At 69.1% G+C, this 22,902-nt stretch carries 21 protein-coding genes; 13 read left to right on the forward strand and 8 right to left on the reverse strand.

Annotation, left to right across the window (positions count from 1 at the left end; genetic code table 11):
- Positions 1–600: 600 nt before the first annotated feature.
- The 3 genes from HMPREF1008_RS04985 to HMPREF1008_RS04995 form a co-directional block, all read right to left on the reverse strand.
- On the reverse strand, positions 601–1,086 hold the full coding sequence (locus HMPREF1008_RS04985) for an S-ribosylhomocysteine lyase (RefSeq protein ID WP_009278762.1): 486 nt from the start codon (positions 1,084–1,086) through the stop codon (positions 601–603).
- A 184-nt stretch (positions 1,087–1,270) separates the two neighbouring features.
- Entirely contained in the window at positions 1,271–2,062 is a 792-nt protein-coding gene (locus HMPREF1008_RS04990) for a mechanosensitive ion channel family protein (protein WP_009278763.1), read from the reverse strand.
- A 9-nt stretch (positions 2,063–2,071) separates the two neighbouring features.
- Positions 2,072–2,929, reverse strand: a complete 858-nt coding sequence (locus HMPREF1008_RS04995; RefSeq protein WP_009278764.1) for a DegV family protein — start codon at positions 2,927–2,929, stop codon at positions 2,072–2,074.
- Positions 2,930–3,216: 287 nt separating this feature from the next.
- On the opposite strand from HMPREF1008_RS04995, the gene nhaA reads away from it, so the two are divergent.
- The 12 genes from nhaA to HMPREF1008_RS05055 all read left to right on the forward strand — a co-directional run bounded on the left by nhaA (position 3,217) and on the right by HMPREF1008_RS05055 (position 15,968).
- On the forward strand, positions 3,217–4,731 hold the full coding sequence (gene nhaA, locus HMPREF1008_RS05000; protein WP_009278765.1) for a Na+/H+ antiporter NhaA: 1,515 nt from the start codon (positions 3,217–3,219) through the stop codon (positions 4,729–4,731).
- A gap of 1 nt (position 4,732) precedes the next feature.
- Positions 4,733–5,068 (forward strand): hypothetical protein, encoded by a 336-nt coding sequence (locus HMPREF1008_RS11070; protein ID WP_009278766.1) that lies wholly within the window; start codon positions 4,733–4,735, stop codon positions 5,066–5,068.
- Between the two features lie 178 nt (positions 5,069–5,246).
- Complete coding sequence (locus tag HMPREF1008_RS05010; RefSeq protein ID WP_009278767.1) at positions 5,247–6,536, forward strand: aminotransferase; 1,290 nt, start codon at positions 5,247–5,249, stop codon at positions 6,534–6,536.
- A gap of 130 nt (positions 6,537–6,666) precedes the next feature.
- Positions 6,667–7,605, forward strand: a complete 939-nt coding sequence (locus tag HMPREF1008_RS09860; protein WP_009278768.1) for a lipopolysaccharide assembly protein LapB — start codon at positions 6,667–6,669, stop codon at positions 7,603–7,605.
- A gap of 42 nt (positions 7,606–7,647) precedes the next feature.
- Positions 7,648–7,965: an STAS domain-containing protein gene (locus tag HMPREF1008_RS05020; protein ID WP_009278769.1), complete on the forward strand. Its 318-nt coding sequence runs from the start codon at positions 7,648–7,650 to the stop codon at positions 7,963–7,965.
- A gap of 9 nt (positions 7,966–7,974) precedes the next feature.
- The gene (locus HMPREF1008_RS05025) at positions 7,975–8,616 is read left to right on the forward strand and encodes a twin-arginine translocase TatA/TatE family subunit (protein ID WP_009278770.1); all 642 of its coding nucleotides are present in this window, start codon (positions 7,975–7,977) and stop codon (positions 8,614–8,616) included.
- A gap of 3 nt (positions 8,617–8,619) precedes the next feature.
- Positions 8,620–9,417: a twin-arginine translocase subunit TatC gene (gene tatC, locus HMPREF1008_RS05030; RefSeq protein WP_009278771.1), complete on the forward strand. Its 798-nt coding sequence runs from the start codon at positions 8,620–8,622 to the stop codon at positions 9,415–9,417.
- Positions 9,418–11,955: a DNA topoisomerase I gene (locus tag HMPREF1008_RS05035; protein WP_009278772.1), complete on the forward strand. Its 2,538-nt coding sequence runs from the start codon at positions 9,418–9,420 to the stop codon at positions 11,953–11,955.
- Between the two features lie 51 nt (positions 11,956–12,006).
- Positions 12,007–12,726: a dTMP kinase gene (gene tmk / locus HMPREF1008_RS05040; RefSeq protein WP_009278773.1), complete on the forward strand. Its 720-nt coding sequence runs from the start codon at positions 12,007–12,009 to the stop codon at positions 12,724–12,726.
- A gap of 75 nt (positions 12,727–12,801) precedes the next feature.
- On the forward strand, positions 12,802–13,890 hold the full coding sequence (locus HMPREF1008_RS05045) for an ATP-binding protein (protein ID WP_009278774.1): 1,089 nt from the start codon (positions 12,802–12,804) through the stop codon (positions 13,888–13,890).
- Positions 13,869–15,530 (forward strand): regulatory iron-sulfur-containing complex subunit RicT, encoded by a 1,662-nt coding sequence (ricT, locus tag HMPREF1008_RS05050; protein ID WP_009278775.1) that lies wholly within the window; start codon positions 13,869–13,871, stop codon positions 15,528–15,530. The genes HMPREF1008_RS05045 and ricT overlap by 22 nt, the downstream gene beginning before the upstream one ends.
- Before the next feature lie 9 nt (positions 15,531–15,539).
- On the forward strand, positions 15,540–15,968 hold the full coding sequence (locus HMPREF1008_RS05055) for a 6-carboxytetrahydropterin synthase (RefSeq protein WP_009278776.1): 429 nt from the start codon (positions 15,540–15,542) through the stop codon (positions 15,966–15,968).
- Positions 15,969–16,532: 564 nt separating this feature from the next.
- On the opposite strand, the gene HMPREF1008_RS05060 is transcribed toward HMPREF1008_RS05055, so the two are convergent.
- From HMPREF1008_RS05060 to HMPREF1008_RS05070, 3 genes are all read right to left on the reverse strand, one after another.
- Positions 16,533–17,687 carry an NADP-dependent malic enzyme gene (locus HMPREF1008_RS05060; RefSeq protein WP_009278777.1) on the reverse strand — a complete coding sequence of 385 codons (1,155 nt, stop codon included), beginning with the start codon at positions 17,685–17,687 and terminating at the stop codon, positions 16,533–16,535.
- Between the two features lie 3 nt (positions 17,688–17,690).
- Positions 17,691–19,076, reverse strand: coding sequence for a class II fumarate hydratase (gene fumC, locus HMPREF1008_RS05065; protein WP_009278778.1), 1,386 nt, complete (start codon positions 19,074–19,076; stop codon positions 17,691–17,693).
- A 112-nt stretch (positions 19,077–19,188) separates the two neighbouring features.
- Positions 19,189–20,193, reverse strand: a complete 1,005-nt coding sequence (locus HMPREF1008_RS05070; RefSeq protein ID WP_009278779.1) for an alpha/beta hydrolase fold domain-containing protein — start codon at positions 20,191–20,193, stop codon at positions 19,189–19,191.
- A 423-nt stretch (positions 20,194–20,616) separates the two neighbouring features.
- Here HMPREF1008_RS05070 and HMPREF1008_RS05075 point away from each other — a divergent pair, with 423 nt between their 5' ends.
- Positions 20,617–21,342 carry a B3/4 domain-containing protein gene (locus HMPREF1008_RS05075; RefSeq protein ID WP_009278780.1) on the forward strand — a complete coding sequence of 242 codons (726 nt, stop codon included), beginning with the start codon at positions 20,617–20,619 and terminating at the stop codon, positions 21,340–21,342.
- Between the two features lie 158 nt (positions 21,343–21,500).
- Here the strand turns inward: HMPREF1008_RS05075 and HMPREF1008_RS05080 are convergent, their stop codons facing one another.
- Positions 21,501–22,079, reverse strand: a complete 579-nt coding sequence (locus HMPREF1008_RS05080) for a methylated-DNA--[protein]-cysteine S-methyltransferase (protein ID WP_009278781.1) — start codon at positions 22,077–22,079, stop codon at positions 21,501–21,503.
- Entirely contained in the window at positions 22,070–22,882 is an 813-nt protein-coding gene (locus tag HMPREF1008_RS05085; RefSeq protein WP_009278782.1) for an alpha/beta fold hydrolase, read from the reverse strand. The genes HMPREF1008_RS05080 and HMPREF1008_RS05085 overlap by 10 nt, the downstream gene beginning before the upstream one ends.
- Positions 22,883–22,902 lie beyond the last annotated feature (20 nt).

The following is a 22,902-nucleotide window of genomic DNA, read 5'->3' on the forward strand; positions in this document are numbered from 1 at the left end:
CGTGGTGCCGTCGGCATGTTGTGAGTGTTTGCCACCTGCGCTTTCATGTGTCGTTCGGTCAAAAAGTGTCAGTCATCGTCGGCGCTCGGTGCGCATGAGGCAACTGACTGTGCTCAACGCGCGCCGCGCGCCGCCGAAAACGCCCGACGCGCGCCGCCCCCAACCGAGAGCGTCCAGCGCGTCTTATGTTCCACTGACGACGCCCGATGCGTGCCGTGTACCGCCGACGACGCCCAACGCGTGCCGAATGCAGTCGAAAGCGTCCAATGCGCCCGAGAGCGTCACGTTTGCCCAGTTGGGCGATTGCCGAAAAACGCGTTCGACGTTGTCGAGCGAAATTCGCACGCGCTCGACGTTATTGGTGACGTATGGCGCGCGTCGGGCGCAGTCGGGTGATGCTTACGCGTGCTGGACGTAGTCGATGCAGCGAGGCACGCATTTGACGTTGCGAGGGCGATGCTCGCGCGCGTTTGACGTCGTGGCGGATGAGAGGCGCGCGCCGGACGTAGTGGCAGCCGAGAAGTGCGCACTGGGCGTCCTGGGAGGCATGACTTGAGCGCAGGAGACGGTCGAGTGCGCAATCTCCGGTGGCGCCAGGTCCTACGCTCCGGTGGGATAGCTCATGTGAGCCTCGTCGATGCCGCGCAGCGTCCCCTCAAGGTAGCGCCGTGCCCACCAGCGCGCCTGTGCGAGGTCGCTGTCGTGCCAGTTGCCGCACTCCTCGGGTCGGGCGCCGGGCACCTCGCCCTCGAAGCCCTCGATGAACTCGAAGAGCCTCGTCACCAGGCCAATCACGTCCTTGGACTCGAGCAGGCCAAAGAGCAGCAGGTAGAAGCCAGTGCGGCAACCCATGGGCCCGAAGTAGACCACGCGGTCGGACCACTCGGGATCGTTGCGCAGGAAGGTCGCGGCGAGGTGCTCGACCGCGTGCGCCGCGGCGGTGTCCATCGGCGGTTCCCGGTTGGGCGCGGTGAGGCGCAGGTCGAAGGTGGTCACGTCCACGCCCTGCCACGAGTCCACGCGCGACACGTAGACGCCCGGCTCGAGCGTGAGGTGGTCGATCTGGAAGCTGGCGATCTTCTCCATGCTTGTCCTCCTTGCCGGGGTCGCGCCCACGGCTGCGATGTCGTTTCCAGCAGATGATATGCCAGGTGAGAGCGACGCGTCAGGCGAGGGCAGAACATCAGGCGAGAGTGGCGTGCGGCCTTCGCCGCGGCCTCCTGCCTACGTCATGCGTCGCGGGCGTCAACATCACCATGGCTCACAACGCCTAGGCCTGCCCGACCTCGGCCCGCGCGAGCCAGGCACGCCTCGCCAGCGCCCGCGCCAGGGTGTCCACGGCGGCCGCGGGCACAACGTCGTCGCGCACGTGGAGGTGCACCACGCCCCGTGCGCCAAACGGAGTGAGCTCCCCGAAGGTCAGCTCCACGTCGAACTCCGGGTCGAGCTGCCCTGCGAGCAGCGTTTGGGCCAGCCCGCGCACCTCCTCCGTCACGGCGTCCAGGTCCGCGCCCGGCGCGACCACGAGCGGCAGGTCGGCCACGGTCACCTGCCAGCGGGTCCTGCGCGTCAGCGCCGTCTTGTTGAGCACCGAGTTGGGGATGAGCTGGAGCTTGCCGTCCCGCGCGCGGACCATGGTGGACCTCCAGGTCACGTCCACCACCTCGCCCGAGATGTCACCGACGGTCACCTGGTCCCCGGGCCTCACCACGTGCGCCACCATGAGCCCCAGGCCACCCACCAGGTTGGATATGGTGTCCTGCAGGCCGAGCGAGACCACGAGCGAGGTGACGCCCAGCGCCGTGACGAAGGCGGTGGGCTCCACGCCGAAGACGGGCTTGAGCACTCCCAGGAGGGCGAAGGACCACACCAGCGCCCTCAGGAGGTTGACGAAGATCGACGCGGAGGGCACGTTGGAGCCGTCAAGCGCCTTGCGCGCGGCACGCACCACGAAGTGCTGCACCACCAGGGCGATGCCCAGCACCACGACCAGGAAGCCCGCCCTCGTGGCGAGCTCCCCCAGGCCGAGGCCCAGCACGCTCGTCTCATCCAGAGCCGTCACGCCCGTCGCCTACGCCTCCTGCGCGCCCATGCCCACGAGATCCGGGCCGGTATGGACCAGAAGGTCGGCCGAGAGCTCGTAGCGCTGGACGGAGGCGACGTTGGGCACCTTCTCGCGGATGCGCGCCTCGAGGTCATCGAGCAGGTCCTTGGTGTTGATGGAGGCGCAGAGCCCGATGTGGCAGCGCTCGTAGCGGCCCGCCTTCTCGGCGCAGAGCTCGACCATGGTCGAGAGGGCCTTCTCCCATCCGCGGGCCTTCTTGGCCATGACGTAGTAGCCACCCTCGTCGCAGGTGAGCACCGGCTTGATGTTGAGCATGCTGCCTATGCGGTAGATGTGCTTGTTGATGCGCCCGCCCTTGTAGAGGTACTCGAGCGACTTGACGGCAAAGAACACGTCGGTCTTCTCGGCCACGTCGGCGAGGCGGTCCCCCAGCTCCTCGTAGGGCACGCCGGCCTCGATCATCTCGACCGCGCGCTCCACCACGAAGCCGGCCATCATGCCGATGGACTTCGTGTCGACCACGGTGACGGGGAAGTCCATGGACTCCGCGACCATGTGTGCCGTCTGGTTGGTGGCCGAGAGCGCGCTCGCGATGGTCACCACGACGGCGCTTTGGTAGCCGTCGTCGCGCGCCTGCTCGATCGTGGCCTGGATCTGCTTGGGCGACGGCAGCGAGGTGGTGGGAATCTCTTCGGCGAGCCGCCTCACGACCTCGTCGGGGCTTATGTCCACGCCGCTCTGGAAGGTCGAGCCGTCCGAGTAGATGATGCGCAGAGGCACCACCCGGACGTCGTGCACCCGGGCGAACGTCGCGTCGACGTCGGTTCCGGAATCGGTGATTACGGCGATGCGTTGATCGTTCATGGCGCCTGCGCCCTCCCGGGTCTGCGGCCTGCTGGGATGGGGCGAAGGAGACGTCGCCCTACGTCGATGGTAGGGCATGGGCGCGCCTCCTGCATGCCGCGGCGGCAGAGGGTCCCTCGCCTTGGGCGAGTGATGGAAACGGCCCCAGGCCCATCCGAAGGCGAGAGGGGCATGGGTAAGCTATAGGGACGGCCCCGCACGGGAGGTCGGCGCCAGCGGGCGCCGGGCCACGGGTCCAGGTACGAACCAGACACGAACCAGACACGAACACGCATGCAGGGAGTGCAATGACCGACAAGAGGGAAGCGTCCGGCAAGAGGCACAGCGCAGCGGCGCTGCGTCGCCATCCGGGGATCATCAGGGAGCCGGCGGTGGTGAGGCGCCTCTCCCGCTCGAGCTCGATAGAGCGCATCACCAGCAACGGGACCATCGCCGCCGCCGTCATGGTCGCGGCGGCGCTGCTCGCCGTCGCCGTGGCAAACTCTCCGGCCTACCTGCTGGTGCACGAGTTCCTCGAGGCGCCGCTCGTCCTCGGGCTGGGCCCCGTCGTCGCCTCCATGAGCGTCGAGGCCTTCGTGAACGACTTCCTCATGGCCATCTTCTTCCTCCTCGTGGGCATCGAGCTCAAGTACGAGATGACCGTTGGCCAGCTGCGCCGTCCCCGCCAGGCGGCGCTGCCCATGCTCGCGGCGGTGGGCGGCGTGTGCGTGCCCGCGGCCATATACCTGGCTCTCAACTGGGGCGGTGCGCACCATGGCTGGGCCATACCCATCGCCACGGACATCGCCTTCGCCTTGGGCGTCATGTCGCTTCTGGGAGACCGCGTCGCGTCCGAGACCAAGGTCTTCTTCCAGACCCTGGCCATCGCCGACGACATCCTGGCCATCGTGGTCCTGGCGCTCTTCTACGGCCAGGCGATCGACGTGGGTTGGTGCGCGGCCGCGCTGCTCATGGTGCTCCTGCTCGCCGCGCTCAGCGGCATGAGGGTCTACTCCGCCAAGCCCTACCTGGTCGTGGGCGTGGGCCTCTGGCTCTGCATGTACAACTCGGGCATCCACGCGACCCTTGCCGGCGTGGTCCTGGCCTTCTTCCTCCCCGCCAAGTCCGATGTCAGGCTCTCGGGCCTCAGGGACTGGCTGGGCCACCAGGCGGGCAGCCTGGACGAGCGCTACGACGACTCGAGCCACGTCCTGGGCCAGCACGACTTCACCGAGGCGGCCGTCCGCGTGGAGAAGGTCATGCACCACGTGACCCCGCCCCTGCAGCGCGTCGAGCGGCTCATCTCGGTCCCGGTGAACTTCCTCATCCTGCCCCTCTTCGCCTTTGCCAACGCCCAGGTGCGCCTGGTGGGCACCGACCTCGGTCTGGTGCTGGGCGACCACGTGGCGCAGGGCGTCTTCCTGGGGGCCGTCCTGGGCAAGCCCCTGGGCATCATCCTGGTCACCTGGGTCCTGGTGAGGGTGGGCTTCGCCCGGCTGCCACGCCGTGTGAGCTGGGACCAGATCTTCGCCGTGGGCATCATGGGAGGCATGGGCTTCACCATGTCCATCCTCATCGCCGGGCTGGCCTTCCCCGACCCCGAGGAGGTCGTGGCCGCCAAGTGCGCCATCCTGGCGGGCTCCTTCGCGGCGGCGCTCCTGGGCATCGCCTTCGTGCGGGTGAGCGAGCGGGTGTTGGCGGCGCGCGACGAGAGCGGACCCGCGGGGGCGTCAGAGGCGTCAGCCGCGGCCGGCGACGGCGCGGGCGGCACGTCCGACGGGGTCGCCGGAGGACACGCTTCAGGGCGAGAGGAGCGTGGCTAGCATGGGCAGGCGCGACGGCCAGGGTCTCAACCCCTTCGCGCCCCTTCCCGACGGCGCCTCCGGCGGCCGGGGCGTCCCTCCCGAGTGGGCGGCCCCGGCGGCGGAGTACGGCGAGCTCCAGCGCCTGGTGGACGCGGTCTTCGAGGACGCACCCGGGGGAATGGTGAGTCGCATGGACCTCGTCCTCCGCGCCCAGCTGGTCGACCTCCCGGACGACCTCGCCGAGGTCGTCGAGCTCATGCCCAGCGGGAGCTACACCCGCCCCAGGCTCTGCGACCAGATGAACTCGATCATCACCGCGCACGGCTGGGGGTCGGTCTACGGGACGGTCCAGTAGGGACGGGCGGCCCCGGGCCATCTTGGCCTCGGCCCAGGGTACGGGCGAGGGTCGCCTCCTTGGCCGCCGTCTCCGCGGCCGCGAAGGTTTCGCCTCCCTTGCCGATTTCCCGGCGCGTCCCGTGGCCCCGCCGGGCGGGGATATACTTCTTGCGCAGACCAGAGCCGAGGAGGAAGCCATGGCAAACGCCTACGAGCAGCTAACGGACGCAGAGCTGGACGCCGAGCTCGCACGCCTGGAGGCGCAGGCGGACGAGACGGCCGCGCGGGGACTCAAGCTGGACATGGCCCGCGGGAAGCCCTCGCCGGAGCAGACCGCGCTCTCGCGTCCCATGCTCGACCTCGTCAGCTCCTCCACGCCCCTCGTGGACGGCGACGCCATCGTCGACAACTACGGCACGCCCGAGGGCCTGCCCTCCGCGCGTCGCCTCGCGGCCCAGATCTTGGGCGTCGACGCCAAGAACGTCGTGGTCTCCGGCTCCTCGAGCCTCAATCTCATGCATGACCTCGTGGCCCACGCCTTCGTCCATGGCGTGGGCGGCTGCGAGCCCCTCTGCCGCCAGGGCGAGGTCAAGTGGCTCTGCCCCAGCCCGGGCTATGACCGACACTTCGCCGTCACGGCGAGCTTCGGCATCAAGAACGTTCCGGTGCCCATGGGCGAGGACGGGCCTGACATGGACCTGGTCCAGGACCTCGTGGAGGGCGACCCCACGGTCAAGGGCATCTGGTGCGTCCCCAAGTACGCCAACCCCACGGGGGTCACCTACTCCGATGAGGTCGTCCGCCGCTTCGCGGGCCTGAGGCCCGCCGCGCCCGACTTCCGCATCTACTGGGACAACGCCTACGTCGTCCACTGCTTCGAGGGCCGGGACGACGCGCTCCTCGACATCTTCGCGGCCATCGGGAAGGCGGGCGGGTCGCGTCTCGCCTACGAGTTCGGCTCCACGGCGAAGGTCACCTTTCCCAGCTCGGGCATGGCCTTCGTTGCCGCGGACGACGAGGACATCGCCGAGGTAAAGGCCGCCTTCGCGGTCGAGCGCGTGAGCTCCGAGAAGTTCTCGCAGCTGGCGCACCCCCTCTTCCTGCACGACCTCGAGGGAGTGAGGGAGCACATGGCCAGGCATGCGGCCATCGTGCGTCCGCGCTTCGCGCTGGTGGAGCAGAAGCTCCAGGAGGGCCTGGGCGGCATGGGCCTCGCCCGCTGGACCCACCCGCACGGCGGCTACTTCGTCTCGTTCGACGGCCCGGAGGGGTCGGCGAGGCGCATCGTCGCCCTCATGGGCGAGCTGGGCGTGAAGCTCACGCCCGCGGGGGCCACCTGGCCCTATGGCAGGGACCCGCGAGACTCCAACATCCGCATAGCCCCCACCTACCCCTCGCTCGAGGACCTCGGCCGCGCGCTCGACGTCTTCGTGCTCGCGGTGCGCCTCGCCTGTGCCCGGATGGAGGGCGAGAGGCGCGCCCGCTGATTGGGATTTGGGTCCATCTCAGGGTTTTGGGTAGAATCATGCGACATGCGTGTGGTCCCTTGGGGCCGCGCGCTAACCTCTTGTAGCAAGAATCCACCCGTCGGTCCCGGTCCCGAGGAAGGTCGCGCACATGGCACGCAAGCCAGGCCCCACAAGCAAGAAGCGCCTCGCCAAGGCGAAGCCTGCCGCCTCCACGGACAGCGGGGGGGGCAAGGCCGGTGCCGCGGGCTCCCGCGAGCGCCGCGAGGCCCGCAAGAGGTGTGTCACCGCCATAGTGGTGGGGGCCTTCGCGGTGCTCATGGCCCTTTCCATGATGCTGCCCTCGCTCGCCGCAATCTTCTCGCCCGCGGCCTCCTCGCAGCAGGCGGACTCCAGCCAGGGGCAGTCGGACCCCGGCTCCCAGGACCAGGCGGCCAGCTCGTCGAGCGACTCCGCCGCCACCGGCATCGACGCCGTCAATGCCCGGTACCAGAAGGACGTGGACGAGCTCAAGGCCAGGCTCGACTCCGACCCCAAGGGCCTCGCCACCCTCCTCAACCTGGGCAACGACTACATGAGCTGGGCCTACGCCTCCAGCTCCTACGCCACGAGCGACGACCAGAAGGCGCAGGTCGCGGAGCTCTGGAAGAGCGCCATCTCCTACTATGACCAGTACCTCGAGCAGAAGGACTCGAACGCCGTGCGCGTCAACCGAGCCCTCTGCCAGCTCTACTCGGGCGACGCGGACGCGGCCAGGGCCGCCCTCGAGGAGCTGACCGCCGCGCAGCCCGACTACGGTCCCGCCTGGGCCAACCTCGGCATGGTCTACGAGGCGGCCGGCGAGTCCGACTCCGCCAGGGAGGCCTACCAGAAGGCGGAGGAGAAGGACGCCAACGACGAGTACGGGGCCAAGAGCTACGCCCAGAGGCGGCTCTCGGCCATGGATGCCGCGGCGAAGGCGGCCGAGTCCGGCGGCACGTCCGGCAGCGGCAGCACGTCCGGCCAGACCGGCACGACGGGGACGAGCTCGGGCACCACGACCCAGGGGCTCTCGGACGTGCTCGCGAGCAAGTCCGGCACCAGCCTGTAGACACGCGCGCGGGGGCAGCCCCGCATGGACGAAGGAGCGAAGATGGGAATCTCCATTACGAGCGGCCGGAGGGGAGAGACGAGCGTGCTCTCCGTCGTCGGCGAGGTGGACGTGTCCAACGCCAGCGAGCTGCGCGACGCTCTCGACCGCGCCATCGAGGAGGGCCCCGCGTCCATCGAGGTCGACTTCTCCGAGGTGCCCTACATAGACTCGACCGGCATCGGCGTGCTGGTCGGTGCCGCGCACCGCAGCGCCGACGCCAACGCGACGCTCAGCGTGACCAACCTTCAGAAGAACATAGCCCGTGTGCTCTCGCTCCTCGGCGTCGACAAGGAGCTCGGGGCGGGAACCCAGGAGTAGGGGGCCATCTTGTTTGGCATAGGAGAGACCGAGCTCGCGATCATCGTGCTCTTTGCGTTCCTGCTCTTCGGCCCCGACAAGCTGCCGGGCATGGGGCGGACCATCGGCCGCGCCATCAGGCAGTTCCGCGAGGCGCAGGAGGGCTTCACCTCCGTCGTCCAGGCGGAGGTCATCGACCCCCTGAACGAGGCCATGGGCGATCCCGCCCAGGCGAGCAAGGCGCGCGACGCCCGCCGTTCCGCCCTCGACGAGGACTCCGACCTCGACGCGGACGCGGACGTCCCCTCCCGTCGCAGCACCGAGACCTTCGCCCAGCGCAAGGCCCGCCTTGAGGCGGAGCGCGCCGCGGCCCAGAAGGAGGCCGCGTCGGCTCAGGAGGAGCCCGTGCCCTCGGAGCCCGCGCCCGTCTCGCCAGCGGACGGGACCAAGGGCGAGGGCGCGACGGTCACCGGCGCCGACGAGGCGACGGCCACGTCCGAGGACGCTCCGGCCGTGCCCGAGGAGGCGCCCGCGAAGCCGGACACCTCCGCCGCCGCCCTCTATGCCATGAGGCCCCGAAAGCGCAGGGACGCTGACTCCAGCACGACCGTTCCCGTCCCCGATTCGGACGCGGACTCCGGCGCCGACGCGACGGATCCCAAGGAGGACTAGACAATGCCTATCGGACCAGCGCGCATGCCGCTCATGGACCACCTGGGCGAGCTCAGGCGGCGCCTCACCATCGTCGTGGTCTCGGTCCTCGTGACCGCCGTCGTGGTCTATGCCGCCACGCCCACGCTCATCGACATGATGATGGACCCCATCCGCTCCTCGCTCCCCGAGGGGACGACGCTCACCGTCCTCACCGTCCTGGGCGGCTTCACCATCCGCTTCAAGGTGGCCATGTTCTTCGGCGTGATCGTCTGCACGCCCATCATCGTCTGGGAGGCCATGGGCTTTTTCCTGCCCGCCCTCAAGGAGAACGAGCGCAAGTGGGTCGTGCCCACGGTGGGCGCCATGGTCGTCCTCTTCTTCCTGGGCATGCTCTTCTGCTACTTCGTGATCCAGAAGGCGGCCATCGGGTGGATGGTCGACCAGGCCATCGACTTCGCGGGCGTGATCGCGGACGCCGAGGACTACCTCAACATCATGATGCTGCTCGAGATCGGCTTCGGCCTCGCCTTCCAGCTTCCGCTCGTGATCTTCTACCTCTCGGTCCTGCACCTGGTCCCCTACAAGACCCTGCGCGAGCAGTGGCGCACCGTCTACGTGGCGCTGCTCGTGCTCTCGGGCGTCGTCACCCCCGACGCCTCGCCCGTCACCATGATCCTGATGTTCGCCGCCCTCGTCGCCCTGTACGAGGTGGCCCTCGCCGTCGCCCGCTACGTGCTCGTCGCGCGTGACGGCAAGGAGTCGCTCAAGTGGACCCGCGAGGAGTACCAGGACCACAAGCTCGAGGAAGAGGACGACTAGTTGAAGCTCGTAGTCACCGAGAAGAACGACGCCGCGCAGCAGATCGCACGCCTGCTCTGCACCACGGGGAAGCCCAAGGCCGACAAGGTCTACGACACGCCCGTCTATCGCTTCTCGCATGACGGGGAGGACTGGGTGACCATAGGCCTCAGGGGCCACATCATGCGGCCCGACTTCCCCGTGGAGCTCAGGTACAGCAAGGAGGACGGCTGGGTCGGCGTCACCAAGGAGGGGGAGGTCCTCCCCGCCAGCATCCCCGACGGCCTCGCCCGCCCGCCCTACGAGAAGGTGCGCAAGCCCTTCACCAAGGACGGCGTCGACGTGAAGGGCTGGAAGGTGGCCAGCCTCCCGTACCTGGTGTGGACACCCATCCAGAAGGAGCCGGCCGAGAAGGGCATCATCCGCGCCCTCAAGAACCTGGCCAAGAAGGCCGACTCCATCGTGATCGGCACCGACTTCGACCGCGAGGGCGAGCTCATCGGCTCGGACGCCCTGCGCCAGATGCGCGAGGTGGCCCCGGACACGCCCGTGAGCCGCGCGCGCTACTCCGCCTTCACCAAGGCCGAGATAGACCATGCCTTCCAGAACCTCGTGGAGCTTGACCAGGACCTGGCCGACGCGGGCGAGAGCCGCCAGTACATCGACCTCATCTGGGGCGCCGTGCTGACGCGCTACCTCACCATGGCCCGCTTCGGCGGCTTTGGCAACGTGCGCTCCGCCGGCCGCGTCCAGACGCCCACGCTGGCCCTGGTGGTCGAGAAGGAGCGCGAGCGCGAGGCCTTCGTGCCCGAGGACTACTGGGTCATCTCGGGCCAGCTCGCGCCGCAGGGCGACGTGGACGAGGACGCCCGCTTCAAGGTGTCGCACGCCACCGCCCGCTTCAAGGACGAGGCTGCCGCAAAGGCCGCCTTCGAGCGCGTCCGCGACGCCCGCGAGGCGACGGTGACCAAGGTGGAGAAGAAGAGCCACACCACCCGTCCGCCCGCGCCCTTCAACACCACCTCGCTCCAGGCCGCCGCCGCGGCGGAGGGCATCTCTCCCGCGCGCACCATGCGCCTGGCCGAGGGCCTCTACATGGACGGCCTCATCTCGTACCCGCGCGTGGACAACACGGTCTACCCCAAGTCGCTTGACCTCAGGGAGGTCGTGGAGGCGCTGAGCGCCGTGCCGCAGTACCGTCCCACCTGCTCCAGGCTCCTGGCGGGAGGGCCCCTGCACCCCACCCGCGGCAAGCAGGAGACCACCGACCACCCGCCCATCTACCCCACCGCCGCGGCCGACCCGGACCGCCTGGAGGGGCCGGCGTGGAGGCTCTACAACCTCATCGCCCGCCGCTTCCTGGCGACGCTCGAGGACCCCGCGGTGAGCGAGAGCACCAAGCTGGGCTTCGACGTCGCCGGCGAGCCCTTCCAGGCCAGCGGCACCGTGATCGTGAAGCCGGGCTTCCGCGCCATCTACCCCTTCGGCTCGCGCAAGGACGAGCAGCTGCCCGCCCTTGCCGAAGGAGACGTCTGCGACGTGGTCGGGATGGGGCTCGAGGCCAAGCAGACCGAGCCCCCCGCCCGCTACAGCCAGGGCCGGCTCATCCAGGAGATGGAGAAGCGCGGGCTGGGCACCAAGTCCACGCGCGCCTCGATCATCCAGCGCCTCTACGACGTGAAGTACCTCAAGAACGACCCCGTCGAGCCCAGCCAGCTGGGCATGGCGGTCATCGAGGCCCTGACCCAGTACGCGCCGCACGTGACGAGCCCCGACATGACGGCGGAGCTCGAGGCCGACATGACCAAGGTGGCCGAGGGCAGCGACACCCAGGAGGGCGTGGTCACGCACTCCAGGGCGCTGCTCGCGGGCATGATCGACGCCCTGATCGAGCACAAGGACGACCTGGGCGACGCCATCGCCGACGCGGTCACCGCCGACGCCAAGGTGGGCACCTGCCCCAAGTGCGGCCGCGACCTGGTCATGAAGAGCTCGGCCAAGACCCGCGGCAGCTTCATCGGCTGCATGGGCTGGCCCGACTGCGACGTGACCTACCCCGTGCCCTCAAACGTGAAGGTGGCGCCCATCGAGGGGGAGGCCGGCGTCTGCCCCAAGTGCGGCGCGCCGCGCATCAGGTGCACGCCCTTCCGCTCCAAGCCCTACGAGGTCTGCGTCAACCCCGCCTGCGAGACCAACCGCGAGCCCGACCTGGTGGTGGGGGAGTGCGCGACCTGCAAGGCCGCGGGCACCCACGGCGACCTGATCGCCCACAAGAGCGAGCGCACGGGCAAGCGCTTCATCCGCTGCAGCAACTACGACGTCTGCGGGACGAGCTACCCGCTGCCCCAACGCGGAGAGCTCCATGCCACCGGCGAGGTCTGCGAGCACTGCGGCGCGCCCATCGTCGAGGTGGTCACCCAGCGCGGCCCCTGGCGCATCTGCGTCAACATGGACTGCCCGGGCAAGGAGAAGAAGCCCGCCCGTGGCAGGGGCGCCAAGCGCGGCTCGGGAACGACGCGCGGCTCGGGCGCGCGCGGGAGCAGGGCCAAGAAGGGCTAGGAGAGAGGGACGACGAGGGGCGTGACGACGGCAGGACGGGAGGGGAGCCTCATGAGCCAAGCAACTTACGGGTCCGCGAAGGCCCCTGCCGTGCCCGCGCGAGGCGCCTTCGTCAGCCTCGAGGGAATCGACGGGAGCGGCAAGTCCACCCAGGCGGCGCTCCTCGCCCGCCTCATGGAGGGGGTCGGCCTGGAGGTCGTGAGCCTGCGCGAGCCCGGCGGGACCCAGGTCTCGGAGAAGGTCCGCTCCATCCTCCTCGACCCCGCCAACGACATGATGGCGGACGAGTGCGAGCTTCTGCTCTACGAGGCCTCGCGGGCGCAGCTCGTGCGCCAGGTCATCGTGCCCGCCCTCGCGCGGGGGGCCGTGGTGCTCTGCGACCGCTACTACGACTCCACCTATGCCTACCAGCACGGCGGGCGCGGATTGGACGAGGGCCTGGTCAGGCGCTGCAACGAGTTGGGGAGCTGCGGCCTTTCGCCTGACCTCACCCTGCTTCTGGACATCGACCCCGCTCTGGGCTTCGAGCGCGCGACCCGTGGCGGCGTCGACCGCATGGAGGAGGCGGGCCTCGCCTTCCAGAGGAGGACGCGCGACGCCTACCTGCGCCTTGCCACGGAGGAACCCGCGCGCGTGCGCGTGATTGACGCGCGAGGCAGCCAGCGCGAGGTCCTGGGACGGCTCGTGGGCGAGCTCGTCGCGCTCCTGCCCGCGCTTTCGGGGCGGGACCTGGAGGACCTGAACGTCCCCCTCCCCAAGGGAGGAGAGTAGCTTGGCCGCCCAGGGCAGGGACCCGCTGCAGCCGGCCGTCCCCCCGCGCTGGAGGGGCTGGGCCAGCAGCCCCGCGTGCGCGCGTTCCTCTCCACCGCCCTCGCCGAGGGGCGGCTGAGCCAGGCCTACCTCTTCCTGGGAGCCCCCGGCTCCGGCATGGAGGAGGCGGCCCTCTCCCTCGCGCAGTGCCTCGTCTGCCCCAACGGCGGCGACGCCAGCTGCGACGAGTGCATCCGCGTGGCCCATCACACCCATCCCGACGTGCGGCTGGTCTCTCCGGGAAGCGCCGGCGGCTACCTGGTGTCTCAGGTGCGCGAGCTCCTGGACGACGTCTGTCTGGCGCCGGTGCGGGCGAAGGCGAAGGTCTACATCGTCCAGAATGCCGGCCTCCTGCGTGACGCTGCAGCAAACGCCCTGCTCAAGACCATAGAGGAGCCGCCCTCGGGCGTGTACTTCATCCTCATCGCGCGTTCTGCCGCGGCGGTCCTGCCCACCATCGTCTCGCGCTGCCAGCAGGTGCCGTTCCGCATCTTGGGCGAGGACGACGCCCTCCAGGCGCTCGCGGCGATTGACGGCGCCAGCGGTGCCGAGGCGAGGATAGCCCTCTCCGTCGCCGGGACCCCCGACCGCGCCGCCGAGTTCCTGGCCTCGCCCGAGCGCCGCCAGCTGCGTCGCCTCGTGGTGCGCAGCCTCGGCGAGCTGGGGCGCGATGACTCCTGGGACGTGCTCGTCGCCGCTCGCAGGATAGTGGCCGAGGTCGGAGCCCCCTTGGACGGCCTGCGCGTGGAGCAGGAGGAGTCGCTCAGGGAGGGCAGCGACTACCTGAGCACCGCCGCCCTGCGCCAGCTCGAGCTCGACCAGCGCCGAGAGCTCACCGCCAAGGAGCGTTCGGGTATGATGGAGGCCCTGGCAGCCGCAGAATCCCTGCTCAGGGACGTGCTCTTGCGCTGCGAGGGCGCCCGGGAGGCAATCGTGAACGAAGACGCGGCCGACGTGGTGGACCGCATCGCGAGCGGCGCGGGTACCGAGGGCGTCATCCGGGCCCTCGACGCGGTCCTCGAGGCGAGGCACCAGCTCGCCCGCAACGTAAACCCCCAGCTGGCCCTTGAGGCCATGCTTCTCTCTGCCAAGGAGGCACTCGCATGCCCACCGTCATCCCGGTGAAGTTCAAGTATGCGTCCAGGGACCTTTGGTTCGACCCCGCGGGCACCGGTGCCCAGGAGGGCGACCACGTGATCTGCGCCACCGAGCGCGGACAGGAGATCGGGCTCGCCACCATGGACGCGCTCGAGCTGGGCGAGGAGGAGCTCGCCCAGACCATCGGCGAGTCCCGCCTCAAGTCGGTCCTGCGCATCGCCACGCAGGAGGACCTCAACCACGCCTCCCGCCTGGCGGACCAGGGCGAGAGGGACCTCGTCACCTTCAGACGACTCGTCCACGAGTCCGGGCTGGACATGAAGCCCGTGGGTGTGGAGCACCTCTTCGGCGGCGACAAGGTGGTGTGCTACTTCTCGGCCGACGAGCGCGTGGACTTCAGGCAGCTCATCCGCGATCTGGCCCGCGAGCTGCACGGTCGCATCGACATGAGGCAGATCGGCGTGCGCGAGGAGGCGGCGATCGTGGGCGGCTACGCCCACTGCGGCCAGGAGCTCTGCTGCGCGCGCTTCGGCCACCAGTTCGAGCCCGTCTCGATTCGCATGGCCAAGGAGCAGGACCTGCCCCTCAACTCCACCAAGATCAGCGGCGCCTGCGGGCGCCTCATGTGCTGCCTGCGCTACGAGTTCGAGGCCTACCGCGACTTCAAGTCACGCGCGCCCAAGCGCAACGCCGTCATTGACACGCCGCTGGGCAAGGCGAAGATCGTGGAGTACGACACGCCCAAGGAGCAGATCGCCCTCAGGCTCGAGAACGGCAAGCAGATCCGCGTGCCGCTCTCGGGCATGCAGGCGAGCGAGGCCGCGGTGCGCAAGAGCGAGGAGCTCCACTGCCCCTGCAGGCCCGACACCGTGACTCGCGAGGCGCTTGACAGGCTCGAGTCTCCCGACGTGCAGATGGCGCTCGCCGAGCTCGACCGCGCCAACGGCGTGGGCGTCGAGCAGGGCTTCGACTCGTCGGACATCTTCGTGAAGACCAGGCATCGCCGCAGTCACGGCAGGCAGGAGCCTGGCGCGGGGGAGTCCGGAAGCGGCGCCAGGGGTGCTGCGGGCCCGCGCTCGTCGGCACAGGATGCCCCCCGCCCCCGCAGGAGGCACCAGGACGACGCCGCGGATGCCGGGCCCGAGCAGGGGCCGGCCACCACACCGCGCCAACGTCGCCGCAAGAAGCGTCCCGGGGCGGGCATGGGCGACTCGGCTCAGCGGCGTGACGCCGCAGAGCACACGCAGGCCCAGGGCGGCGGCGCGTCCCAGCCCGCCACGAACCACCGTCGCAGGCGCCACCACTCCTCGGACGGCAGCGAGGGCCAGGCGGGCGGTGGCCAGCAGGCCACGCAGCAGGCGCCCAAGGCGGGGGAGAGGCCCCGCGGCACGCAGTCCACGAGGCGCAAGCGCCATCCGGGAGACCATGGCGGCCAGCAGCAGGCGTCGCAGCAGGCCCAGCAGCCCAACGGCGGCAGGAGCCCGCGCCGGCGCGGTCAGGACCGGCAGCCGGGAGGCCCCAGTGAGCGCCTGCAGCAGAGGTCCGGCGAACCCGGCGGCTCATCCGACGGGGCCGAGAAGGCTCGCCGTCGCCGTCACCGCGGCGGCAGGGGCCGCGGCCAGGGCGGATCCGAGGGCAAGGGCGGAAGCGCGCCCTCCGGCGAGTAGGGGGCGCACATGCCGTACGGACTCAAGACCGAGGCGAGTTTCGACGGGGCCCACTTCCTCACTGACTACTATGGCAAGTGCGAGAACCTCCACGGTCACCGCTGGCGGGTCGTCGCCTACCTGAGGCAGCCCAGCCTGCAGGACGAGGGGACCATGCGCGACATGGTCATCGACTTCGGCGTCTTCAAGCGCGCCCTGCGCTCGCTCGTGGCCGAGCTCGACCACAGCTTCCTGGTCGAGGAGGGCTCGCTCAAGCCGGGCACCATCCGCGCACTCGAGGAGGACGAGGGATTCTCGCTCAGCGTCCTTCCCTTCCGCACGACGGCCGAGAACCTCGCCCGTTACTTCGCCGACCGCCTCCTGGAGGAGGGCATGCCGGTGAGTCAGGTCGACGTGTACGAGACCCCGCTCAACTGCGCCTCCTACTTCGTGGAGTAGGGTTTCGTCTCGGGTAGCGCGTCTCTCTCGCCTGGCACTTCGTTCGGTCTTCCCGCCTGGAATCCCCGCCGAGTGCGCAAGCTTAAAGGTCGGAATTGCGCACTCGACGGCGAAAACCGCCCCTCTCGCCACGAAAGGCCAGGTGGCCGGAAGCCGAGTGCGCAAGCTGAAGCCTTCAGACTGCGCACTCGACGCTTGCCTGTGGGGGAGAGGGGCCGCGACTGGATCGGTCGCGGACCCTGAAAGCGAAAGACACCGCAGCTGACCCCAGCCGGCTAACCCCCCGGCTCGTCCTAGCTGTTGTGCGCCATGACGTTGTTTACGCCGACGACGAGTGGCATAGACGGGAGGCCTCGGCGACCCGCTGTCCCGACTCGACGTGCTCGACCAGAGTCCGTCGCACCCTCGGGGCCGGCCTTGTGCTGGGATGCCGCGACACGGGAGGCCCCTTCCTCGCCGCAGGCCTCGACAGTCCACTGCTTGGCGGGAGCCTCCCTATTTGTCGCTACCGGGGCGCAAACTTTGTCGGTACCGAGGCGTAAACAAGTCCTTGGCACCAAACGGCTAGGACCTCGCGCGCTCGGCGACCGCGGCGGCGACCACGTCTGCCACGCGCCTGTCCAGCGCGCTGGGGATGATGAACTCCGCGCTGAGCTCCTCGTCCGTCACCAGGCCGGCGATGGCGTGCACCGCGGCGACCTCCATCTCCTCCGTGATCCTGGGCGCGCGGGCAGCGAGGGCGCCCTTGAAGATGCCGGGGAAGACCAGCACGTTGTTGATCTGGTTGGGGAAGTCGGACCTGCCGGTTGCCACGACCCTCGCACCTCCCGCAAGCGCCTCGGCGGGCATGATCTCGGGCGTGGGGTTGGCGCAGGCGAAGACGATGCCCTCGTTCATGGTCGCGACCATCTGGCTCGTGAGGAGCCCTGGCTGCGACACGCCGATGAAGGCGTCTGCCCCGCGCAGGACGTCCGCGAGCGATCCGGACTCGCGTGCGCGATTGGAGATGCGGGCGACCTCATCCTTGGCGGGGTTGAGCCCGTCGCGCTCCTCGTAGATGGCACCCTGGCGGTCGCAGAGTATGACGTCGCCGAAGCCCATGTGGATGAGAAGGGTGGCGATGGCGATGCCCGCCGCCCCCGCGCCGCTCATGACGACCCTGAGCTCGCCCATGCGCTTGCCCGTCAGGCGCACGGCGTTGAGTAAGCCTGCGGCTGTGACGATGGCGGTTCCGTGCTGGTCGTCGTGGAAGACGGGGATGTCGCAGAGCTCCTGGAGCCTGCGCTCGATCTGGAAGCAGCGCGGCGCGGCGATGTCCTCGAGGTTGATGCCGCCGAAGCTCTTGCTGATGAGCTGCACCGTGCGGACGAACTCGTCCACGTCGTGCGTGTCTACGCAGAGGGGGATGGCGTCGACGTCGCCGAACTCCTTGAAGAGCAGGCACTTGCCCTCCATCACGGGCATGCCTGCGGCGGGACCGATGTCCCCCAGGCCCAGGACGGCCGTGCCGTCGGTGATGACGGCCACCAGGTTGCCGCGGCGCGTGAGCTCCCAGCTCCTCTGGTAGTCCCTCTGGATCTGGCGACAGGGCTCTGCCACGCCCGGCGTGTACAGGAGCGCGAGGTCCTCCGCCGTCCGCGCCTCGGCGCGCGCGATGACCTCGATCTTGCCGTGAAGCTCCTCATGCAGCCTCAGACTGCGCTCGCTCGTCTCGTTCATCTGCTAGACCATCTCCTCTGGCTTGAACACCCGGTCGAACTCCTCCGCGCTGAGGAAGCCCAGCGCCACGCAGGCCTCGCGCAGGCTCGTCCCCTCCTCGTACGCCTTGTGCGCCACCTGTGCGGCCCGCTCGTAGCCGATGTGCGGGTTGAGGCAGGTGACGAGCATCAGCGAGTCGTGGAGGTTGCGCTCCATGCGCTCGCGGTTGGCCTTGAGACCGCTCAGGCAGTGCTCGTCGAAGGACGCCATCGCGTCCGAGAGCAGCCGCACGCTCTGCAGGAAGTCGTGGGCGATCACGGGCATGAAGACGTTGAGCTCGAAGTTGCCCTGGCTCGCGGCGAAGCCGATTGCGGCATCGTTGCCCATGACCTGCACGGCGACCATGGTGAGCGCCTCGCACTGGGTGGGGTTGACCTTGCCCGGCATGATGGAGCTGCCGGGCTCGTTGGCCGGGATGCTTATCTCGCCCAGGCCCAGCCGCGGGCCCGAGGCCAGCCAGCGCACGTCGTTGGCCAGCTTCATGAGGTTCGCCGCCAGCGCCTTGACGGCGCCATGCGAGAAGACCACGGCGTCCTTGGCGGTGAGCGCGTGGAACTTGTTGGGGTCGGTCTGGAAGGGCTCGCCGGTGAGCTCGGCGAGCCTGGCCGCCACGAGCCTGTCGAAGCCCGCCGGTGCGTTGAGACCCGTGCCGACGGCGGTCCCGCCCAGGGCGAGGCGGCGCAGGCCCGGGAGGCTCGCGCGCAGCTCCTCGACGGCGGACTCCACGAGCCCGCGCCAGCCAAATATCTCCTGGCTGAAGGCTATGGGCACGGCGTCCTGAAGGTGGGTGCGGCCGCACTTGACGATGCCCTCGTTCTGGCGCTCGAGCCGCGCGAGGGTCGCCACCAGGCGCTCGGCGGCGGGGATGAGGCGCTGCGTCACGGCCAGGTCGGCCGCCACGTGCAGGGCGGTGGGGAAGGTGTCGTTGGAGCTCTGGCTGCGGTTGACGGAGTCGTTGGGGTGCAGCGGGACCGAGAGGGCGAGGCCCCTCTCGCCTGCGATCTGGTTGCCGCGTCGGGCGAGGACCTCGTTGAGGTTCATGTTGGTCTGGGTGCCGGACCCCGTCTGCCAGACCTTGAGTGGGAAGGCGTCCGCGTGACGGCCCTCGAGCAGCTCGTCGCAGGCGGCCTCGATCGCGGTGGCGGCGCTGGGCTCGAGGCAGCCAAGCTCGACGTTGGCCTGGGCCGCCGCCTTCTTGACCAGCGCGAAGGCATGGATGAGCTCGGGGGGCATGGTCTCGGTCCCGATGCGGAAGTTCTGGTACGAGCGCTGTGTCTGGGCGCCCCAGAGCGCGTCCGTGGGAACCCGCACCTCTCCCATGGAGTCGTGCTCGATGCGATATCCGTCCACGTTCCTCCCTCTGCCCGTCTTGCTTGTCCGTTGTCGCGTGCTGGCGGCCTGCCCCACGGAGCGGCGCCTCGCCGTGCGTCCGCCCCCCTCGCCGTGCCCGTTCGTGTCGGTGCTAGTCCATCGAAACGGCCGAGACGATCTCTTCCAACGCCCGGTTTGCCTCGGGGATGGGATACAGCGGGTAGTTCGCGTTGAGGCCCGAGCCCACATGGAGCTCGGAGTGGATGCCCGCCGCGTTGACGCGCTGGTGGAAGAGGACTGCGTCCGGGTGGAAGAGCTCCCTCGTGCCCGTGAAGACCATCACGTTGCGAAGCATGCGCACGCCGCCGTTGATGGGGCTCACGCGCGGGTCGTTGATGTCCAGTCCCTTGGCCCAGGTGTGGGCGATGCGCCGCAGGCCCTGGAGGGCGAACATGGGGTCTGCCGCCTCATAGGCGGCGACGTCGGGGTTGGCCAGGCTGGCGTCCACCCAGGGCGAGATGAGCACGAGCCGCTCCGGCTGGGGCAGCCCGAGCTCGGGGAGCAGCTGGCAGAAGGAGGCGGCGATGCCCGCGCCGGAGGCGTCCCCCATGAGGGTCACCGAGTCAGCGCCGTACTTCTCGACCATGGAGCGGTAGAGCCCCTCGATGGCGGCGAAGGCCTCGTCGTGGCCGTGGACGGGCGCAAGCGGGTAGATGGGCGCCACGACCTCGGCGCGCGTGCGGCGGGCCAGGCTGTCGAGGAAGCGCCAGTGATAGATGGTGGGCTGGTTCACGAAGCACGTGCCATGCAGGTAGACGACCGCGCGGTCGTTGAGGTTGCGGCGGTTGAGGACGAAGGTCTGCATGCCCTCGAAGTCGCTGTCCTCCACCGAGACGCGCAGCCCCACGAGGGGTGGCAGGGAGTAGCGCTGCTCGTTGCTCTCGGCGTGGGCGAGTATGTAGTTGTCCCAGGCTATGGGGTCTGCCATGCGGTTCTTGTCGGAGGTCACGCGGTTGTAGACCTCTGAGGCGGTGGCGATGTTGGACCTGCGATAGTAGAGGTGCGAGACCGCCGAGTAGGCGGCGAACAGCGCGACGGGCGTTGCTGCCGCGACGGCAAGGGCCTTGGTCGCCGTGCCGCTGAGTTGCTTGGACATGCTGCCTCCTGCCTTGCCCGGTAAGTGGGCCTCGGCCTTCGCCTGCGCGGGTGGGGCCGCGTCGCCCCGCCCGGGGCGCGGGCCTGCCCTGGGCACCATTCTAGTGCCGGCACCCGCCTTGGTGTCCGCGCCAGCCTGGGTCCTGCGACCAATATGCAGCTTTTGGGCTTGGGAGGACCCTTCCTTGCGTCACGTCCGTGAGGGGTGGCCGTCCTAGCAGGCGCTTACCCCTCTCAACTTGTTGCGCCTATTCATTCTCTACCGCTTAATTTTGCATATGTATGGCATATTATCTGTGAATAGATGGTTAGGCGAGAGAAAATATTCCTACTTAGGAGGGTGTCATGCAGCACTCGTGCTAGGATGCCCGCAGTGGCAAGACATCAGGTGCGCCGCCGCCCGGCCGCGCAGAAGGAGGGACGCATGAAGAAGTTCGTCGCCGAGGACTCGTTCTGGGAGCTCTTCCCCGAAGCATCCATCGGCATCGTTGCCGTGGACGGCATCCTGCCCACCGACCAGGTGAGCGAGGAGGCGGCGAAGAAGGCAGCGCGCCTGCTCGACCGCGCCAACCTCAAGGCAAGCGACTGGCTCACCAGCAACACCATCAGCGAGAACGAGGTCGTGGCCGTGTGGCGCGACGCCTACCGCAGGTTCAAGACCAAGAAGGGCGCCCGTTGCTCGGTCGAGAACCTGCTCAAGCGCGTGCTGAAGGACAACCCCGTTGGCCACATCAATCCCTCCGTCGACCTCTCCAACGCCATCTCGCTCAAGTACGCGCTGCCCATCGGCGCCGAGAACATAGACGCCCTCGAGGGTACCTTCCGCCTGGCCGTGACCGAGGGCGGCGACGAGTACCTGCCCATCGGCGAGGACGAGTCGGACCCCACGCTGCCGGGCGAGCTTGCCTACATCGATGATGCGGGCGCCGTGTGCCGCTGCTGGAACTGGCGTGACGGCCAGCGCACCGAGGTGACGGACCAGACCCCGCACTGCGTCTTCATCATGGAGAACCTGCAGCCGGAGCGCGCGGGCGACCTGAGGGCCGCCATCGACGAGCTTGCCCAGCAGCTGGAGGAGCTCCTGGGCGCAACGGTCCAGAACAAGGGCATCGTCACCCGAGACAACCCGGAGTTCGTACTCGAGGCATAGGGCCTGATCAGGGGGCTGGGCGAGAATGGCGGGGTGGACGCGCGAATGTCGTCCGCCCCGCCTGTCTGTGCGCGCGTGCTATGGTCGCGCCGCCTGGCATCGCCTTTCGAGCCCCCTCAGGAGCCCCCTCGGTGGCTGCTCTGGGCCGTCTGTCCGTCTCACGTCGCGGGGACCTTGAGCCGGCTCAGGTCGACGCCCTCGTGCTCGAGCAGCCACGTCTTGCGCCAGATGCCGCCCGCGTAGCCGGTGAGGCTGCCCGTCGAGCCGACCACCCTGTGGCAGGGTACGATGACGCTTATGGGGTTGTGGCCGACTGCCGCGCCCACTGCCCGGGCTGAGACCCTCGTCCCGTCGTCCCTCCCGGCAGCGATCGCTCGTGCGACGTCGCCGTAGGTAGTCAGCGTCCCGCATGGTATGACCTCGAGCTCGCGCCAGACCTCCTCCTGGAACGGGGTCCCTCTCAGGGCCAGGGGAGGCAGCGTGGGGGAAGGGGCGCCGTCGAAGTACGCGTCGAGCCAGTCACAAGCGGCGGAGATGCCCGGTGCGCGCCGGGCCTGCGGGCCTCGTATGACGTCCCTCTCGCCCAGATGCTCCCCTGGATGTCCCAGCCGCACGTCGAGCTTGTCTTGGAAATATCTCTGTCCCTCGAACCAGAGGCCGCACAGGCGCTCGCCGTCGCTTGCGAGCACGACTGTCCCGATGGGCGACTCGTATTCGAGCAGGTATGTCAACGACATGGCCCTCTCCTTCCCTGTGCGATCTTCTCCGACAGCAAACGGGCGTACTCGTCGGGCTTGACGCACTGGAGGCCGCAGTGGTTGTAGCCCTCTGCGTCAATGAACTCCGCATCCGGGTACGTACTTTGGACCCTCTTGCGCGATGCGCGTGCCGACTCCTTGCTGCCCCAGACGAACACGCTACGGCGCACCACGTCGGGCGGCAGCTCAGGCAGCCTGCACTCGCAGAAGGTCCTGCACTCGTTGGTCAGCGTGGCGTCCGAGACGAACGTGCACACCTCCGCACAGTTGCCGAGAATCTCCCGGTACATCGGTGCGTCATCTCCCAGGAAGTGCCTGAGCACGCTGCCCTCCAGCACCTTGTCGACGTCGATCTTCCATGGCGTGCCGTCCGGCCTCCTCCTCCCGATTCCCAGCACGCGGCGGAACAGCCGTCGCATGAGGTTCTCGACCGGCCTTGGCAGGTCGAAGAAGGGTCCGCCGTCGTAGAACCAGACGTCGGCAGAGACCGAGCCCTCCCGAGCGACGTCAAGCACGCTGATCGCGCCCATCGAGGTCCCGTGCGCCATGGCAAGGTGGTCGATGCCACGTCCGTGCAGCCACGAGACCATGCCTTCGGTTGATGCCTCCTTCGAGAGGTAGTCGCCTCCGCCCTTCACGTGCCCGTCGAGGGTCACGGTGACGACGTGGAAGCGGTCGCACAGCCGACGAGCGATGGGCAGCTCCGAATCGCCCGTGCAGAACGAACCGGGCACCATGAGTATCGTCGGTGCCTTGGGGTCTCCCAGTTCGTCGAACCTCACGTGACTCTCCCCTCGGGACC

This window comes from Olsenella sp. oral taxon 809 str. F0356, from assembly GCF_000233535.1.
GTDB lineage: Bacteria > Actinomycetota > Coriobacteriia > Coriobacteriales > Atopobiaceae > Olsenella_I > Olsenella_I phocaeensis.